This is a genomic window from Synechococcus sp. M16CYN (genome assembly GCF_040371545.1).
Classification (GTDB): domain Bacteria; phylum Cyanobacteriota; class Cyanobacteriia; order PCC-6307; family Cyanobiaceae; genus Parasynechococcus.
Window position 1 is genome coordinate 783,783 of the sequence record NZ_AP029048.1, and the last position, 17,318, is coordinate 801,100.

Here is a 17,318-nt window from a genome sequence, read left to right on the forward strand (position 1 = left end):
AAACAATCTTCTGATTCAAAAAGTGACCGAGAGAAAGATTTTCAACACGTGCTGCTGCGGTTGTAGTTGTAACGTGACCTTAGCTGCAATTATGAAGCCGTTCAACCAAGATCAGCGACCAAACAGCGACTTAATGGCACCAACGAGGCTGTTTGAACCTCGACCAACACCTTCGGCTGGCCTGGTCCGTACGGTGACATCGCCGTTTACTGTCGTACGGCAGCTGAGGCGGAAGTTTGCAGGGCGATCAGCGAGATAAATCTCCTCAACATCACTGCGGGGAGATAAGTTCTCCTGTCCTTCTAGAATTTCCATCACGCAGGTGCCACATTGACCAACCCCACTGCAATTATTAAGGTTATTCAGGCTCTTGTAAGGGTTGATCCCAGCATCTAAGGAAGCCCGACGCAGATTTGCACCTTCAATGCACCCAACCTGTTGTCCTTCTTGCTCGTATTGAATAGTGGGCACGGGTTTGACTAAAGTCTCTAGATACGTACCAACCTACAAGAATCTGGTGGGTAGAGGCGGCTCAAATTCAGATCAATTAGGGTTTTTAATGAGGAAGCTGAGCAAAAGCAGCGTTGTACAGGCGTTTCGCTGGCCACTGATGACGCCTAAATCTAACCTCCAGAAAAACAAATTTAGGAAAAAGCTCGATAGCATTCTCAAATCGCGACACGCCGATTTGGGTAAATGTTGTTAGTGGAAATCTAAACTATTAATGGATATGAAATGTTCTAAAAACAACCCTTGATCACAAATAATCTGATCTACAGGGGGTGTGAGTGGTAAAAATTCCCGACTTCATCGAGACCTGAAATGTATGAAAATTGATACTATAGCTTAACAATTTTGCTGTTAACTGGGGACCGAGAAATAGGAGATAGTGTGCCAAACTCAGGGACGCTGGAAATACCAGTCGTTTTTAGGCAGATCAAGACGGTTGTGCTGGACCTGACGGAGCTTGTTTAACTGATCTCTCCAGATGAGCCCGAATTCCTCGAAGCTCTTCAAGGATGGAGCTAAGCATTTGCTGTGTAGCTGTCGAAGGGGAATTAAGCACCTCAACGGTGACCTCCTTAATCCGCAAAACGTCTTTTGCGAACCGAGCAACTTCGTTAGGGTGAAAATGAAGTGGATCTTTTTGATCACACCGATGCTCTGGATTGAGCTTGCGAGGGTTAAAAGGTGGATTCAAGTCTCGTGGATCAGTATTAGTGTAGCGGTACACTGATGCCCGGGAACGATTCAGAGATTTCTGAACGTCATCAATGCCAACAAGAGCATCGGACTGTGAAAGGACAATTGATGGATCAATTGACATATCCACCGACTGCTGAACTTGTGAACCCACAGATTCAACGGATCGAGGAAACATGAGACTCGTGCTCAACAACCTAATGTAGACGAAACGGTAGCAGTTGAGACTCAGGTCGTACAGGGACGTTTGAGACAGCCCATAGACCACATCAACTCTACGGATGATACCAAACCCAGTCGGTGATAACTTCCAAAATTCTGTGTACTGTTCTCATGCGCGTCTCCCATCTTTTGCTGGTGACGCTTCGAGAAGTTCCTGCCGAGGCGGAAATTGCTTCTCATCAATTGCTGCTGCGCGGGGGATACATCCGCAGGGTGGGATTGGGAATATATGCTTATCTTCCCCTAATGTGGAAGGTGATTCAACGGATTACAGCCATTGTTCGCGAAGAACTTAACGCAACCGGGGCTCAAGAAACCCTATTGCCCCAGCTTCACCCTGCTGAATTATGGCAACGCAGTGGCCGCTGGCAAAGCTATACGGCAGGAGAAGGAATCATGTTTCACCTCGAAGACCGTCAAGGACGGAAATTAGGGCTGGGACCTACACATGAAGAAATAATCACGAACCTTGCTAAAGAGCTTTTGCAGTCTTACCGGCAACTCCCAATCAATTTGTACCAGGTTCAGACCAAATTTCGCGATGAAGTTCGCCCACGTTTTGGACTCATGCGCGGACGTGAATTCATCATGAAAGACGCTTACTCCTTTCATTCCACAGAAGCCGATTTACAAAGTACATATTTGGAAATGGATCGTGCCTATCGACGCATATTCGAGCGCTGTGGCCTCGCTACTGTCCCCGTGGATGCCGATAACGGCACCATCGGTGGCGCGGCTTCACAGGAGTTCATGGTCACAGCTGAAGCCGGAGAAGATCTCATTTTACTCAGCGACGACGGTAGCTATGCCGCTAACCAGGAAAAGGCCATGTCCATTGCAGCTGATGCAATACCGCTAGAAGGGAGTGCATTACAGCTCATCAGCACACCAGGCGAGACTAGCATCGAAGCCCTCTGCCACTCCCACAACTGGCATCCCAGCCAGTTAGTCAAAGTCTTGCTGCTCATCGCCCACCTGGGGAACAAGGTCGAACAGCCTTTACTGGTGAGTCTGAGAGGAGATCAAGAGCTTAACAATGTGAAGTTAATGAACAGTGTGAGTTACCTAACAGAACAGGAAGTGCTCGACTGCCATCCAATTGGTCCAGAAGACCTTGATCGACAAGGCGTAAGCACCATTCCGTTCGGTTTTGTGGGGCCAGATTTGGATGATGCCTTGCTGAGTTCAGCACGAAGCTGGACAAAGCGATTTCTCCGCCTGATCGACTGTACCGCAGCAACAATGGATCGAATGATTTGTGGTGCTAACCAGCTTAATTATCACCGATTCTGTGTTAGTTGGAATGATTTAGGAGGAATTCCAAATAGTTTGGATTTACGCAAAGCCAGGGCAGGCGAAGCATGTGTTCATAACCCTAAGGCTTGCCTCATACAAAAACGTGGCATCGAGGTAGGACACATTTTTCAGCTTGGTCAAAAGTATTCGGGAGCGATGGAAAGTCGTTTTACTAATGAAGCTGGTAAAACAGAGCACTTCTGGATGGGTTGCTACGGGATTGGCATTTCACGTCTAGCCCAAGCTGCCGTTGAACAGAATCACGACGATGCCGGTATCTGTTGGCCAGAGGCGATCGCACCATATGAAGCTATAGTAGTTATTGCCAATATGCGGGACCGAATACAGGTAGATCTGGGTGAACTCATTTATGGGCAACTGCTCAATGCGGGCGTGGACGCGCTGTTGGACGACCGTAAAGAACGGGCTGGTGTAAAATTCAAGGATGCTGATCTCATTGGCATTCCCTGGCGAATCGTTGTAGGCCGTGGCGCCGGCGACAGTATGGTCGAATTGGTTCGACGTGCTGATCGTGACGTGCAGAACCTACCTCATGCTGATGCACTCGCTGAACTACTGAGCGAACTACGCCCCTAAAGTTCCTCAACTTTCGGCAGTATCATGCTTTTTGCCTTGGATTGTCTATTCAAACCACTAACCAGGGCAGCTGTTGCCCTTGGATTTAGCCTCTGCTTGTTGTTAACTGCTTGTGGCAGCGATGCCAATGCTCAACTGACTGGGAATTACGTTGAGGACACAGTATTCGTATCACATACCCTGCTGGAAATAATTGATATTCCTCAAGACGACCCCAGCCATGCGAAGGCAGAGAGCGATGCGCGGTCACTGATTACTGATTACGTGTCGCGCTATCGGTCTCAGCCTCGAGTAAACAGTTTGAGTTCTTTCACCACGATGCAAACAGCTCTCAACTCTTTAGCTGGTTATTACACCAACTATGCCAATCGACCTTTGTCAGAGGCTTTGCATGATCGTCTCGCCAAAGAATTGGCTAAGGCTGAAAAATCTGTAGTTCGCGGAAGCTGAACCCATAAAAACCCGGTTTTTGACGCAGGGACACAAAATCTGAAATACTCCCGGAGCGTGCATATCTGCGGCTTCGGGCCGCCGTTTCCTTGGCCAATGTTGTCGTCATCGGGGCTCAGTGGGGTGACGAAGGAAAAGGAAAAGTTACCGATCTTCTCAGCCGCTCGGCCGACATGGTGGTGCGTTATCAAGGCGGTGTGAATGCCGGTCACACGATCGTCGTCGACGGTCGTGTGTTGAAACTCCATCTCATTCCCTCTGGCATCCTTTATCCGTATACCATCTGTCTAATCGGTCCTGGCACGGTAATTGACCCAAAGGTGATGCTTGGTGAGTTAGACATGCTTCTCGCTAACAAGATCGACATCTCAGGGCTTCAATTGGCATCGTCAGCTCACGTGACTATGCCGTACCATCGACTTCTCGATTCGGCGATGGAGAAACGGCGGGGTGACCGCCGTATCGGAACCACCGGACGCGGCATTGGACCAACCTACGCTGACAAGTCTCAGCGCAGTGGCATCCGAGTAATTGACCTCCTCGACGAACAACGTCTGCGCGACCGACTTGAAGAACCGCTCAAAGAAAAGAACAAACTCCTGCAAACGATCTACGGCATTGAACCTCTCGATGAAGAGTCCGTAGTTCACGAGTATCTAGAGTATGGCCAGCGACTCTCCAAGCATGTTGTGGATTGCGTGCAGGTTATTCACAAGGCGGCCAAGTCTCGCAAAAATATTTTGTTTGAGGGTGCCCAAGGGACCCTGTTGGATCTTGACCATGGTACATATCCGTACGTCACATCTTCTAATCCCGTGTCCGGTGGCGCCTGCATCGGTGCAGGGGTTGGTCCAACTCTAATTGATCGGGTTATTGGCGTAGCCAAGGCTTACTGCACTCGAGTCGGAAAAGGTCCCTTCCCAACTGAGCTCAGCGGAAACCTCAACGACCAGCTTACTAAACGCGGCGGAGAATTTGGGACAACTACAGGTCGCCGTCGCCGTTGTGGCTGGTTCGACGGCGTTATTGGGCGCTACGCCGTGCAGGTCAATGGACTTGACTGTTTAGCTATTACTAAGCTGGACGTTTTGGACGAACTAGATGAAATTCAAGTTTGTGTTGCCTATGAACTCGATGGGGAACGGGTTGAATACTTCCCGAGCAGTTCCGATGATTTGGCCCGCTGCAAACCCATTTTTGAAACTATGAAAGGCTGGCAGTGTTCAATAAAGAAGTGCCGCAAGCTCGAGGATTTACCAAAGGCCGCGATGAACTACCTTTACTTTCTTGCCGATCTGATGGAGGTACCGATTGCCATAGTCTCTCTCGGTGCAAGTCGTGACCAGACGATCGTTGTGGAGGACCCGATTCACGGTCCGAAACGGGCCCTGTTAAGTACTTGAAAGTAAATCGCTATCCATATCTTTGAAATTGTTACGCCTTAGCCATGGCTGTTAGTATCAGACCTTTCAACACCTGCAGTCTTGATGTAGTCGGCATTGGCAATGCCATTGTTGACGTTCTTGTACAGACTGAGGACGAGTTTCTAAAGCAGCACGGCTTAAAAAAGGGCGGAATGACCCTGATCGACGAACAACGAGCAGAAGCTCTTTACAAAGTTAGTAGGCCTGGTTTGGAAACCTCGGGTGGTTCTGTAGCCAACACCATGGTAGGGATTGCCAAGCTGGGGGGGAGAGCCGGTTTCATTGGTCGGGTCAAAGATGACCAGCTTGGGAAGATTTTTAGTCGTGACATTCGCGCCGTTGGCACTCAGTTTGAAACACCAGCTGCTACGACAGGAACCCCTACAGCCCGTTGCCTCATTTACGTCACACCTGACGCAGAGCGTACTATGTGTACCTTCCTTGGGGCTTCCACCCAACTCGAACCGGGGGACCTTGATCTCTCCATGGTACGTAATACCAAAGTGCTCTACCTCGAGGGATATCTCTGGGATAGTCCTGCGGCTAAAAGCGCCTTCATCGCGGCAGCCGAAATCTGCCGTGCCGCTAACGGACAAGTTGCTTTATCACTCTCTGATAGCTTTTGCGTAGATCGCCATCGAGATAGCTTCTTAGACCTCGTGAACGGTCACGTGGATGTCCTGTTTGCGAACGAAATAGAAATCAAGTCGCTATATCAAACCAATGATTTCGATGTAGCCCTAAATCGGGTTGGCAACTGTTGCGCAATCACTGCGGTCACTTGCGGTCACCGAGGTTCTGTTGTCTTATGCGGTGACCAACGCTGGGATGTCGGTATTGTTGGCGTAGGGACTCTTATCGATACTACCGGCGCTGGTGATCTTTACGCCGGGGGGTTTCTTTATGGCTATACCCAGGGAGAGTCGCTAGAGCGCTGCGGCAAGCTGGGCGCTATCTGTGCTGGGCAAATCGTGACTCAACTGGGCGCACGTCCCCAAGTATCCCTTCAAGATCTTGCTAGAGCGCATCTCCACTAATCACCTAACTAACCCAACGTTCATAAGCAGGCGGCGAGGCCTTCACCGGCCAACACAACCACTCAGGGATGTCAAAGCTGTGGAATTTTGTCAGCATTTGCTGAAGTGTTTTTAGACAATCAGCGGTGGTTTTTAAAAGAAGCTGCACCTCACAGCTGCTCTGCACTTCCTCTTGCTAGTGGTACAGAGCTTGACTTAACTGGATACTCACGTATGCTAGGAGACGACATTTTAAGAAAATGTTAACTAGAGCTTTTGCATGATTGATGTCGGCTTCGGTTGTAAAAACCAACATCAAGGAATTTGAATCAGCCATGGTCTATTCGATTAAAGAATGCTGCTTCCCCAACAACAGTTTCCACGCCTTGAAGCGATGCTGGACGCCTCAAAAGAATTAGTTGCAAAACTTGCTCTTCAGAAATCCGACGCCATAAACGTTCTGTGACGCCACCGGATTGACGGCAGACGACAGCTGTGATCCCCCAGCGTCGACACAATGCACGTTCAATAGAGCCAGGTGTCTGTCCTTGCAGCGGACGGACCACAGCCAAATGGTCGGGCAGCAAACCAGCAGCCAAAGCGGAGCGTAATCCCAACTTTGTTGGCATAGAGCGAGCAAATAAATTCGCCCCAGCAGAGCGAGCAGCCGTGGCAATCGCTGCAAGGTGACGGCCGCCGACAGCTAGAAGCAGACGCTGGCCTTTTAAGGGAGCTGTTGATAGAGCACCACTGTTCGGCAGAAGACATATGGAAGCACTACCTTGCTCTTGAGGACGTTCGAATCGCAAAAACGGCTGTTTCGCTGATAAACAAACCTCTGCTAGATCCGAGCTAATCCTTGTTGCGAATGGATGCGTGGCATCCACCACCCAACGAAATTTAGACCGGTGCTTTAGTCCCTTAGTCATCTTCGCTGCCCGACTTAGAGTACCAACAGTGATGCTGTCCACCGCAAGTTCGCTATAAGCGGCTGCAGCGGCTTGGCTTGCAACACTCACCCGCACCTGCCAACCCCTCTGAAGCAAGGCACGGGTCAAATGGGGACCATCTCCAGTTCCTGCAAATAACCAAATACGGCGCTGGTCATTCGCGGAGTTGTGCATCAAGATGTGCGTCATAGATAGAGGAGAAGCTATGAATCATTGCGTGCTCGAAGTAGAGGTGATTGATACGCCAACGGTTAGATACACCCAGGATAATCAGACTCCTATTGCTGATATGTCGGTACGTTTTGATCCACTGCGCGATGGTGATCCGCCGAGTGAGTTGAAGGTAGTTGGCTGGGGTAACTTGGCTCAGGATTTGCAAAATCGCGTTCGGATCGGTCAACGTCTTTTGATCGAAGGGCGCTTGCGCATGAACACTGTGCTTCGTCGGGATGGCATGAAAGAAAAACGTGCCGAATTCACCCTGGCTCGTCTACATCTAGTCGATGGTGCAACGGCTGGTACTGCGGACACTAGACGATTAAACGTAGTGCCTGCAGTACCAGCCACAGACCTAAATAAGAATGAATCGCAATATTCCGGCTGGAACGCAGCTCCATTGGTGCCCGATACAGATGACATTCCTTTTTAAGGACTGTCAGCTATTTACCTCATCCTCAAGCTCAGATGCGCGGATAATCAACTGTCCCAACTCGCGCTCCAGAGCAGCCAAATCGAGGCGTAATTCCGGCCAGCGACCACTATCTATCTGTTGCAACAACCAGCTGCGATCTGTATCTAGCTTTTGAAGGAGCTCCTGCACTTCAGGGGAGGGGATCTGGGACACAGATTCAAGGAGACTTAACAGCACCAATCCTGGTCGTCTGCCAGTCAAAATGATTATTATGCGACAACACTCATGAAGGATTTCTTTTCCCCAGGCAGCTTAGTCACAGTCGCCGGCGGTATCCTAACTGTGGTTGGCGCCATCGCATACAGCACTGGCAGTGCCAATCTCAGCTTACCCACTATCTTTTACGGTATTCCGATTCTACTTGGTGGTCTCGCACTGAAATCTTCCGAACTACCTCCAGCAATTCGTATTACGTCAGCAAATCTCCTGCGTAGACAACGTGAGGCGGCAGCGCCGGAACTCAGCACACTTATCGGTGACGTGACTCGGTGGCGCTACGGCCAAAAAGCGCATCTCGAATCTTCACTGGAAGCCCTCAAACTTTGGGATGATGACAATCCACCTCGACTTGAGGAGATTGAAGAGTTAGACACAAAGGATGGTTATGGTCTGCGTTTACGTTTCCAATTAGGATCAGTTTCGCTCGAGCGTTGGGTGGAACGTAAAGTTCGACTGGGCCGTTTTTTTGCCAAAGGTCTAAGGGCTGAGATCAAGGATCTCGGTGGCGATCAACTTGACCTTTTGTTATTGCCTGGACAAACAAACCAAGTCCATGAGTAACTATACTCACGCTGGCGATGATGCATTGCGGGTATCCGTACTGAGCGAGGCGCTGCTTTATATCCAGCGCTTCACTGGACGCCGCATCGTGATTAAGTACGGCGGAGCCGCAATGGCTCATACCGAACTGCGGGCTGCGGTGTTCCGCGATCTAGCTTTACTCGCTTGTGTAGGAGTACAACCAGTGGTAGTTCATGGGGGTGGACTGGAAATTAATCAGTGGCTTAAACGACTTGCAATTCCGGCCGAATTCCGCGATGGGCTGCGTGTGACGGGTCCCGCAACAATGGATGTGGTGGAAATGGTGTTGGTAGGTCGCGTGAACAAACAAATTGTGAATGGTCTGAATCAACTCGGAGCTCGGGCGGTGGGCCTTAGCGGCAGCGACGGCAGGTTAGTGGAAGCCCGTCTTTGGGGTAATGGCAGCCACGGCCTGGTAGGAGATGTAGCTCGCATCAATCCAGAAGTTCTGGAGCCATTGTTAGAGAAAGGCTACGTACCAGTGATTTCAAGTGTGGCCGCCACACCAGATGACGGTCGTACTCATAACATTAATGCCGATACGGTAGCCGGCGAACTAGCGGCAGCTTTAGAGGCTGAAAAGCTCATCCTACTCACAGATACCCCCGGTATTTTACGAGATCGTTCCGACCCTGGCTCCTTGATCCGCGAGCTCCGCTTATCGGAGGCCAGGCAACTCATCGCCGATGGTGTGGTTACTGGCGGAATGACGCCAAAAACAGAATGCTGCATTCGAGCCCTAGCTCAAGGTGTGACCGCTGCTCATATCATCGATGGACGCGTTCCCCATGCGCTTTTACTAGAGATTTTTACGAATGTAGGCATCGGCACTATGGTGGAGGGACGCAGTGCAAGCTGCGATAAACCAACCGGCTACCCAGATGCAGTAGCGTCAAAAGGGGTTGTTAACTAGCTGATAGGGTTCCATGAATTGGTTCGATCTGCTTGGTCACTCATTCCGCCTTAGTTTCTTTAATTGTATTTTGGCTTCGTTTATACACTATAGACATCGCAACGACAGTCTCGTTAAATGGGGCAAATATTTGGATGATGATCCACTAACACTTAAGGCGACATAGATAACTACCGACATTGGGCTTGTAATCGTGAGTCGTTTCCCGGTAAGCTTTAACGCAAACATGCTCTTCTTATCAACTGTTCACCCAGAAGTCTCACCGTTTCGTGAGCTGGTTATATCAACCTGGATGTCGATGCACACGGTACCCCGCAAGCACACCCGCATCACAACAGGGACTTTTTAGTCTAGTTTAGAACTCACCAATCCAACGGTTCTATAAGCTGAAATGAAGGAAGCAAACTGGGAGCTATGCTCGTCAGGAGCTGAGACATGCATTCAAGGTTTACCTAAGTCAATTTAAAAACCCTTATTGGCACAGGCTTTATTCAATACAGCTGATGGAGTGAACGAGGAACGACCAACGCTCGACCTGAATTCGTTAAATGTTTATTTGGAGCGCGGAGATTACGGCCAAGCTCTGGAGAGACTAACCCCGCTAGCTGATGCCTATCCCGCTTCGACATCAGAAGGGTCTCAAGTACGATTGTTAATGATCACTTCTTGGATGGGGCAAGGCCAGGAGGATCAGGCCGTCGCCATGTCTCACATCTTGAGTCGAACCGGTGAGACGAATATCCGCCAGCATGCTAAACAGCTCGTGGCGATCCTTGAAGCCCCCAGACTTGGACGACCCAAGAACTGGAGAATACAATTGCCCTTACTAGAGATAACAACTACAGGCGGCCCCCCTTCTGTTATTAGTGCATGCCGTCGTTTCCGAAAACCAAAATCACCGCCACCGCCAACCGGGCCAACTCGCGCGTTGGGCTTTGGTTTTGCTGCCGTTGTGATGGCCACGCTCATCGGTCTCACACTATTGCTGAGTGGCTGTGTACGTGTTGATGTCGATTTAGAGCTCCCCGGCCCAGATCGAGTTGAATTGATTTGGCAGGTTCAAAGTCCTAACGACCAACCTCTGCCATGGCAACAGAAATTTGAACAGTATCTGAAACTAAGACTACCCAACCTATTCATCGAGCACCCGGCTCCAGGACGTCAGCGTATATCCACTGGAACCGTATCCTCTCGAAACCTGAGCCTTCAAGTGAAGGAGATGGTGGCCTTGGTTAAACAGAGTACTGGGCTTGAACTGCTTATTCCTAAGCTCACTCTGGTGGAACGTAACTGGATTTTAGGGGTGCAACAATGCCTTTATCTTGAAGTTGATCTCAGTCATCTTCCTGATATTCCAGGATTTGAACTAAATGTGAGCGTAGACCACGGTCAAGTGCAACGAAAAATGCATAGCGGTGAACGGATGCGGCTTGAGCAATTAAGCTGGCGTTGGAACCCACTAGGGCTAGGCAGTCTTGGCGTGCTGCTATTACTCAGCTGCAGCTTGCTATTGCAGCATGTTCGACGTGGTTTGGGTTTTGGTTTTCCCGAACTACCCTTATAAATTTAAAGCTGCTGAGGATCAGGGTCTACGGATAAAGTGATTCCACACGGCAGGATGTCCCAAAGCTCCTGACCAGGAGGCAGAGGAAGCCCTGAGCCTACCGGACCATGCAAAAGAAGTTGCCAACGACTTTTTCCAGCTACCCGAGCTACAGGAGCTGGGGCCGGCCCCAATATCCACCATTCCTGATCTCGGCACAAGGGTTTGAGATGTTCGGCTATTACTGATGCAGCATTCGCTGTGGCACTGGCAGACTCGCCGGACAAACGCAATAGACAAGCCCGACTGAATGGAACAAGGCCAGCATCTCGACGCAACTGAATTTCTTGTTCCAAAAACAACTCATATCTGCCATCAACTAGGTGTTGAATAACTGGATGCTCCGGTGAATAGGTTTGAACCAGTACTTGGCCTGGTCGTTCGCCACGACCAGCGCGACCTGCTAGCTGAAATAACAGCTGTAAGGCCTGTTCACCAGCTCGCAGGTCTGGACAGTGAAGTAGTCCATCAGCAGCCAGTACAGCTGCCAGGGTGACACGAGGCAGATCCATTCCCTTGGCTAGCATCTGCGTCCCGATCATTACATCAGCCTTACCGGCTGCAAAACGCTCTAGCAAGTGTCGGTGTCCATCACGACCACTGGTGGAATCCCGGTCGAACCTTAGTAAACGCAGCCCTTGCAATTCCTTGGCCAAAAGCTCTAACACACGCTGTGTCCCTGCACCGAATGGTTTGAAAGCTGTTGATCCGCAATGATCACAATTGGCCTCAATCAATTCACGGTGACCACACCAGTGACAGCGTAGCCACTGCTTTTCCTCCATCCCCTTGTGCACCGTGAGAGCAACATCACAGTGCGGACATTGCACTACTTCTCCACAACTGCGACAACTAAGAAACGGGCTGTAGCCCCGACGGGGAATTAGTATCACCGCCTGTTCTCCCCGTTCAGGTAGGGCAGCAAGACGCTCCATTAATGGTCGGCTGATCAGTTGCTTGTGACCATTGGCAAGTTGGCGGCGCATGTCGACCACGTACACCGAAGGCAGCATTTGCTTCGAAATCCTCTCCTGGAGGCGTGCAAGACGTAACAATCCACCCGGTTCGCAATGCAGCCAACTCTCTATTGAAGGAGTGGCACTGCCTAGGATCAATCGGCCGCCGTGCATTGCCACACGATCTATGGCAAGATCGCGGGCGTGATAGCAGGGCATCGGCGATTCCTGCTTATAGGAGCTATCATGCTCCTCGTCAAGGATCACTAGACCGAGGGGCATTAGCGGAATAAATATAGCCGACCGAGTACCCACCACTACGAGGGGTTGATTAGACTCCAGACAGCGCCTCCACCCACGTACCCGCTCGCTGCCGCTACAACCACTATGGTACTCCAGTACTCTGGAACCGAAACGACGGCGGCAACGGTCTACCAGCTGGGGGACAAGACCAATTTCGGGAGTGAGAAGCAAGACATGTTTGCCCTTTGACAACTCATCGGCAACTAGTTGCAAGTAAACCTCTGTTTTTCCAGATCCGGTTACCCCCCAGAGCAGCAATCCCTTTCCGCTTGGAAGAGCGTGGTAGATTTTGACTGCCGCCGCCTGCTCTTCCGTAAGAATTTGAGGTGATTCGAGTGGTGTTGAACGAACTATCGTTTTTTGTTTCCAATACCGTCTCTTCCGCATAATGTAGCCGCTCGACTCTAATGAGCGGATTAGGGCAGTACGGAAACCAACTGACTCAAGGTCTCGCTGCCAAGCACCACCGCCAGCCTTGTGCAACCAATCCAGTAGCTGCTGCTGCTGCGGCGTGGGGTCGGGTGCTGTATCCATTGCATTCGCTCGTTGTACCCACCACAGCTGACGACCACCGGATCCGGATTGACGCGCTTGTCCTAACCAACCCGGCGGAAGCGCCGCCTTGACCATCCGAAAGGAGCTGAGATGACACCGCAATGCCACTTGTTCTAACCAAAGACTCCAAGCTGGATCAACAGCTGCTTTCTGGAGCAGTATTTCTACTTGCCGAAAGCCGTCTGAGCTATCGGAACGGTGCTCTCGGTTGGCCACTACAAGTCCATTCATAAAGCGGCCGCGCAGTTGAACTCGAACAAGGTCGCCGAACTGAAGTCCCATAGTTGAGTCGGCGAGATAACTAAATGTTCGTCCTTCTCGCCCGACCCCTAGCCAGACATCCACCAGCCGTTGGCGTTGTGACTGCGGCTTGCAATTTTCGGAAGATTTCATTAATCCCCATAATGCTGGTTTCACGGAATTAACGCTGAGTTCGATCTAGTAGCGAGACCCATCACCATGAACCTGATCTTTAGCCTGGATCGTTGAGATTCTGTCGTCAGGACAGCTCAGCGAGAATGTGTGCGCCGAGCCACGTCGACAACCGCGCCAAGCTGCGCCTCATTTATTTCTATCAGCAATCCAGATGAATGACTGGTTGACAGTCTGTCGATTGGCTGTGACCATTTTTTTATAGGGGGACGGCTACCAAAGCGGTATCCAGAGACATTTTTGTCACCTCCTTCTACCCGTTCTCATAACACCCATGACCCTTGCTGCCATCAAATCCGCGACGCCGGACATCGCTCTGTTGGCAGGTACCGGAGGACAGGTAGAAAACATGGTGTCTACCACTGCTGAGAGTGAAGCAAAAAAAGTCTCTACACATCCAAACAATGCGCGTGTCGCGAACAAAGATTTGGGTGCGGCCACAGAAGAATTCATCGCTAATTTCGATGAAGCCTCAGAGACGTTGAGCGAATTGACAAGGGAGACACGCGCAAAGGCGAAGACCGTGAAAATCATGGCTAAAAAGGCAATGGCCAGAAAAGCAACAGCAACAAAATCAAAAGCCGCCCAGTTGAAGGCGGCTACAGCGAAAGTGTCAGTGACCGAATCCACAGCCGAAGAGAAGGCAAAAAAGGCAGCGGCTGAAAAGGAAGCCAAGGCCAAAGCCCTGGCCAGCATCAAGATTGGTCCGAAAGGGGTATACACGGAGGATTCCATCCGTGTATACCTGCAGGAAATCGGGCGAATCCGCTTACTTCGTCCGGACGAAGAGATTGAGCTGGCCCGCAAAATCGCTGATCTTCTTCATCTCGAGGAGCTCTTTGCTCACTTTGAAAGCGATAACGGTCGCGAGCCCGACAAGAAGGAGTGGGCAGCGTTAGTGGGGATGCCGCTGATCCGTTTTCGTAGGCGTCTCATGCTTGGTAGGCGCGCTAAGGAAAAAATGGTCCAGTCGAACCTGCGTCTTGTCGTTTCAATTGCTAAAAAATATATGAACCGAGGATTGAGCTTCCAGGATCTAATCCAGGAAGGAAGTCTCGGCTTAATTCGCGCAGCAGAAAAGTTTGATCATGAGAAGGGCTATAAGTTTTCTACCTATGCTACCTGGTGGATTCGTCAAGCTATTACTCGTGCTATCGCCGACCAAAGCCGCACGATTCGCCTGCCGGTCCATCTTTACGAGACAATCTCACGAATTAAAAAGACCACCAAGGTGCTCAGCCAAGAGTTTGGCCGGAAACCAACTGAGGAAGAGATTGCTGAGTCAATGGAGATGACCATTGAAAAGCTTCGCTTTATAGCCAAGAGTGCTCAGTTGCCCATCTCTCTTGAAACACCCATTGGCAAAGAGGAAGATTCTCGCTTAGGTGACTTCATTGAGGCCGATATTGAAAACCCTGAACAGGATGTAGCCAAGAATTTGCTTCGAGAAGACCTTGAAGGCGTTCTTGCAACCCTTAGCCCTCGTGAAAGAGATGTTCTTCGACTGCGTTATGGCCTGGACGATGGACGTATGAAAACACTTGAGGAAATCGGTCAAATCTTTGATGTAACCCGCGAGCGTATTCGCCAAATCGAAGCCAAGGCGTTGCGCAAGCTACGTCATCCCAATCGAAATGGTGTACTCAAGGAGTACGTCAAGTAAATATTGATTTAACTATCAAGGGAATCCTCTTTGTGACTTCGGTATAAGCCTGAATAAGCTGCAAATCGAGTTCGAATATCCGAGCCAAGCCAATCACTGAAGAGATGAGGGTGCCTTTCAGAGCTACATTAGATCAGACATAGCTAAATAGAATGATTGATGTTCCGATTCGTGGTTTTTTACGGGGACAAGCAACAAGCAAACTTCCACCTGACCGTAAGAGCAAATGAAATTATAATTTCAAACATTAATGACAGGAAAGTTTCCTAAAAGAGATCATCGTTTGGATACCAAGCAACAATGCTGACTTGACGCATGTCTTCTATCATTGAACTCGATATCAGGCTAACCTAGGAACGGAAAAATGTTAAGTGTTATTCACATTATCGAATTCTTTACTCACTTCAGAATTTCGAATTCCCAATTAATTGCTCGACTGCGTAACCTCAACGGCTGATTCACATAACTCATGGTTCTCAATGAACTGCGCATTGCATCACGACGCAGCCAACTGGCCATACTCCAGACTAATTGGGTGAAAGCGAAATTAGAGGAAGCCCATCCAAATTTAAAAGTCACCGTAGAGGCTATGGCCACCAAAGGGGACAAAATTCTTGATGTTGCTCTTGCTAAAATCGGCGATAGAGGCTTGTTCACAAAGGAACTAGAAACCCAGATGTTGCTTGAGCAAGCGGACATTGCTGTTCACTCTCTTAAGGATTTGCCAACTAATCTTCCCGAAGGACTGATGCTTGGTTGTGTCACTAAACGAGAAGATCCCGCGGATGCCCTTGCGGTGAATACTAAAAACCAAAAATACAGGCTTGAAACACTACCAGAAGGTGCCGTAGTAGGCACCAGCTCCCTGCGCCGTCTTGCTCAACTTCGCCATCATTACTCCCACCTGATCTTTAAAGACGTGCGCGGCAACGTGATTACTCGTCTAGAGAAACTAGATAACGGTGAGTACGATTGCCTGATTCTGGCTGTCGCAGGACTAAAGAGGCTCGGTTTCCCGAATCGAATCCATCAGGTGATTTCTGGTGATATCTCTCTGCACGCTGTGGGTCAGGGCGCGTTGGGTATCGAATGCTTAGAGAACAAGCCCGCAGTTAGAGAGATCATCAAGGTGCTTGAGCATGTGCCCACTTCTCAGCGCTGTTTTGCGGAACGTAGCTTTCTGCGTGAACTAGAAGGCGGTTGCCAAGTACCTATCGGAGTCAACACTCGCTTCGAAGCCGACCAACTTATCCTCACAGGCATGGTTGCTAGTCTCGACGGTAAACGACTGCTCCGGGAGGAAGTCAGTGGTGCGGCGACTGATCCAGAGCCCATTGGTGTCGCTTTGGCAAACATACTTAAAGACCGAGGCGCCGACAAAATCCTTAGAGCAATCTTCGACTCCGCTCGTCCAAAAACCTGAGCATACTTCTTATCTACTCCATAAATAGGACCAAATACTGCTAAAATTCTCGAATCTAGAAGGTTTTAAGCACGTACTGAAAACTATATCTTTTACTGTCTAACCTTAAGGCAGGGCAAACAAGTAATCTTATTTGCCCTTTTTATAGTTTAACCCTATTGCTATCACGGAACCATTAGCTTGATCAACATAATCATAAAGGCTATGTATCGTCAGTGAGCAATTAAAACACCATATTTTATGTGGTAGAAATTCATTAAACTAGCAATAGATTTTATATGCAAGACTTCTATTTCTCTTAATCTCAACCAAAGCAAATAAATCCCTATAAGCATAGATAATTTTTATAGACAAAATACGTTTAGTCATACAAAGTACTAATCAGAACTGATTGCCATGCCCTTGACTTTTACCTCTGTAGCCCTAAGCTAGGGAGATTATTATGCCTAGTATAAGAACCTATTAGTTTAACAAAGATTAACTTTTTAACTTTCAATTTTATTTATGAAGTTTTATTTTAATTAGCTTCTTAAGCTTAATTATTAACCTTAAGATAGTTGGAGTTTTAAACTTTAACTTAATCTCAATTCTTGAGTAGTTTTTAATATTTTTTATCCAAAAAATATTAAAAACTACTCAAATAGCTGTTGCAGATCACGGCTTCTAACCTTTCATGGCACCACAAAGCCACGAGTTAGCAGCGCAGTAATAATCTTCGCTCAACCTAATGTAAGCCACATTAGAAGTGGCCGTTTATTTAGTCCTACCATTGAAGTTATGTCTTTAATACATCAAAGAGGTCTATAACACTAATGTAGCC

General features: G+C 49.1%; 17 protein-coding genes. 11 read left to right on the forward strand and 6 right to left on the reverse strand.

Annotated features, from left to right (window positions below; genetic code table 11):
- Window positions 1-111: 111 nt before the first annotated feature.
- Together ABWV55_RS03660 and ABWV55_RS03665 are read right to left on the reverse strand one after the other, a co-directional pair.
- Window positions 112-471 (reverse strand): 2Fe-2S iron-sulfur cluster-binding protein, encoded by a 360-nt coding sequence (locus ABWV55_RS03660; protein ID WP_353292340.1) that lies wholly within the window; start codon window positions 469-471, stop codon window positions 112-114.
- Between the two features lie 466 nt (window positions 472-937).
- Window positions 938-1,381 (reverse strand): resolvase, encoded by a 444-nt coding sequence (locus ABWV55_RS03665; protein ID WP_353292341.1) that lies wholly within the window; start codon window positions 1,379-1,381, stop codon window positions 938-940.
- Window positions 1,382-1,536: 155 nt separating this feature from the next.
- Here ABWV55_RS03665 and ABWV55_RS03670 point away from each other — a divergent pair, with 155 nt between their 5' ends.
- From ABWV55_RS03670 to ABWV55_RS03685, 4 genes are all read left to right on the forward strand, one after another.
- A complete protein-coding gene (locus tag ABWV55_RS03670; protein WP_353292342.1) occupies window positions 1,537-3,318 on the forward strand; it encodes a proline--tRNA ligase in 1,782 nt (593 codons plus the stop codon).
- 24 nt (window positions 3,319-3,342) lie between these two features.
- Entirely contained in the window at window positions 3,343-3,768 is a 426-nt protein-coding gene (gene psb27, locus ABWV55_RS03675; protein ID WP_353292343.1) for a photosystem II protein Psb27, read from the forward strand.
- A gap of 89 nt (window positions 3,769-3,857) precedes the next feature.
- The gene (locus ABWV55_RS03680) at window positions 3,858-5,171 is read left to right on the forward strand and encodes an adenylosuccinate synthase (RefSeq protein ID WP_353292344.1); all 1,314 of its coding nucleotides are present in this window, start codon (window positions 3,858-3,860) and stop codon (window positions 5,169-5,171) included.
- Window positions 5,172-5,215: 44 nt separating this feature from the next.
- Complete coding sequence (locus tag ABWV55_RS03685; protein WP_353292345.1) at window positions 5,216-6,229, forward strand: adenosine kinase; 1,014 nt, start codon at window positions 5,216-5,218, stop codon at window positions 6,227-6,229.
- 4 nt (window positions 6,230-6,233) lie between these two features.
- Here the strand turns inward: ABWV55_RS03685 and cutA are convergent, their stop codons facing one another.
- Window positions 6,234-6,395 carry a divalent cation tolerance protein CutA gene (gene cutA, locus ABWV55_RS03690; protein WP_353292346.1) on the reverse strand — a complete coding sequence of 54 codons (162 nt, stop codon included), beginning with the start codon at window positions 6,393-6,395 and terminating at the stop codon, window positions 6,234-6,236.
- Between the two features lie 142 nt (window positions 6,396-6,537).
- Entirely contained in the window at window positions 6,538-7,332 is a 795-nt protein-coding gene (locus ABWV55_RS03695; RefSeq protein ID WP_353292347.1) for a precorrin-6A/cobalt-precorrin-6A reductase, read from the reverse strand.
- A gap of 31 nt (window positions 7,333-7,363) precedes the next feature.
- On the opposite strand from ABWV55_RS03695, the gene ABWV55_RS03700 reads away from it, so the two are divergent.
- Window positions 7,364-7,807, forward strand: coding sequence for a single-stranded DNA-binding protein (locus tag ABWV55_RS03700; protein ID WP_353292553.1), 444 nt, complete (start codon window positions 7,364-7,366; stop codon window positions 7,805-7,807).
- Window positions 7,808-7,813: 6 nt separating this feature from the next.
- Here the strand turns inward: ABWV55_RS03700 and ABWV55_RS03705 are convergent, their stop codons facing one another.
- On the reverse strand, window positions 7,814-8,002 hold the full coding sequence (locus tag ABWV55_RS03705) for a hypothetical protein (RefSeq protein WP_353292348.1): 189 nt from the start codon (window positions 8,000-8,002) through the stop codon (window positions 7,814-7,816).
- Window positions 8,003-8,074: 72 nt separating this feature from the next.
- On the opposite strand from ABWV55_RS03705, the gene ABWV55_RS03710 reads away from it, so the two are divergent.
- The 4 genes from ABWV55_RS03710 (at window position 8,075) to ABWV55_RS03725 (ending at window position 11,127) form a co-directional block, all read left to right on the forward strand.
- Window positions 8,075-8,629, forward strand: coding sequence for a DUF2854 domain-containing protein (locus ABWV55_RS03710; RefSeq protein WP_353292349.1), 555 nt, complete (start codon window positions 8,075-8,077; stop codon window positions 8,627-8,629).
- The gene (argB, locus tag ABWV55_RS03715) at window positions 8,622-9,563 is read left to right on the forward strand and encodes an acetylglutamate kinase (RefSeq protein ID WP_353292350.1); all 942 of its coding nucleotides are present in this window, start codon (window positions 8,622-8,624) and stop codon (window positions 9,561-9,563) included. The genes ABWV55_RS03710 and argB overlap by 8 nt, the downstream gene beginning before the upstream one ends.
- A 193-nt stretch (window positions 9,564-9,756) precedes the next feature.
- The gene (locus tag ABWV55_RS03720; protein WP_353292351.1) at window positions 9,757-9,912 is read left to right on the forward strand and encodes a hypothetical protein; all 156 of its coding nucleotides are present in this window, start codon (window positions 9,757-9,759) and stop codon (window positions 9,910-9,912) included.
- 126 nt (window positions 9,913-10,038) lie between these two features.
- The gene (locus ABWV55_RS03725) at window positions 10,039-11,127 is read left to right on the forward strand and encodes a DUF3153 domain-containing protein (protein WP_353292352.1); all 1,089 of its coding nucleotides are present in this window, start codon (window positions 10,039-10,041) and stop codon (window positions 11,125-11,127) included.
- A 2-nt stretch (window positions 11,128-11,129) separates the two neighbouring features.
- Here ABWV55_RS03725 and priA read toward each other — a convergent pair whose 3' ends face one another.
- Entirely contained in the window at window positions 11,130-13,373 is a 2,244-nt protein-coding gene (gene priA, locus ABWV55_RS03730) for a primosomal protein N' (protein WP_353292554.1), read from the reverse strand.
- Window positions 13,374-13,686: 313 nt separating this feature from the next.
- Here priA and rpoD point away from each other — a divergent pair, with 313 nt between their 5' ends.
- Together rpoD and hemC are read left to right on the forward strand one after the other, a co-directional pair.
- Entirely contained in the window at window positions 13,687-15,075 is a 1,389-nt protein-coding gene (rpoD, locus tag ABWV55_RS03735) for an RNA polymerase sigma factor RpoD (RefSeq protein ID WP_353292353.1), read from the forward strand.
- Between the two features lie 469 nt (window positions 15,076-15,544).
- Window positions 15,545-16,498, forward strand: coding sequence for a hydroxymethylbilane synthase (gene hemC, locus ABWV55_RS03740; protein WP_353292354.1), 954 nt, complete (start codon window positions 15,545-15,547; stop codon window positions 16,496-16,498).
- Window positions 16,499-17,318: the final 820 nt, after the last annotated feature.

Bases quoted from the DNA above. Each gene is read 5' to 3' on its own strand.
- ABWV55_RS03665 (WP_353292341.1), bottom strand. From the start codon at position 1,381: ATGTTTCCTCGATCCGTTGAATCTGTGGGTTCACAAGTTCAGCAGTCG.
- ABWV55_RS03670 (WP_353292342.1), top strand. From the start codon at position 1,537: ATGCGCGTCTCCCATCTTTTGCTGGTGACGCTTCGAGAAGTTCCTGCC.
- psb27 (WP_353292343.1), top strand. From the start codon at position 3,343: ATGCTTTTTGCCTTGGATTGTCTATTCAAACCACTAACCAGGGCAGCT.
- ABWV55_RS03685 (WP_353292345.1), top strand. From the start codon at position 5,216: ATGGCTGTTAGTATCAGACCTTTCAACACCTGCAGTCTTGATGTAGTC.
- ABWV55_RS03695 (WP_353292347.1), bottom strand. From the start codon at position 7,332: ATGCACAACTCCGCGAATGACCAGCGCCGTATTTGGTTATTTGCAGGA.
- ABWV55_RS03700 (WP_353292553.1), top strand. From the start codon at position 7,364: ATGAATCATTGCGTGCTCGAAGTAGAGGTGATTGATACGCCAACGGTT.
- ABWV55_RS03710 (WP_353292349.1), top strand. From the start codon at position 8,075: ATGAAGGATTTCTTTTCCCCAGGCAGCTTAGTCACAGTCGCCGGCGGT.
- argB (WP_353292350.1), top strand. From the start codon at position 8,622: ATGAGTAACTATACTCACGCTGGCGATGATGCATTGCGGGTATCCGTA.
- priA (WP_353292554.1), bottom strand. From the start codon at position 13,373: ATGAAATCTTCCGAAAATTGCAAGCCGCAGTCACAACGCCAACGGCTG.
- rpoD (WP_353292353.1), top strand. From the start codon at position 13,687: ATGACCCTTGCTGCCATCAAATCCGCGACGCCGGACATCGCTCTGTTG.
- hemC (WP_353292354.1), top strand. From the start codon at position 15,545: ATGGTTCTCAATGAACTGCGCATTGCATCACGACGCAGCCAACTGGCC.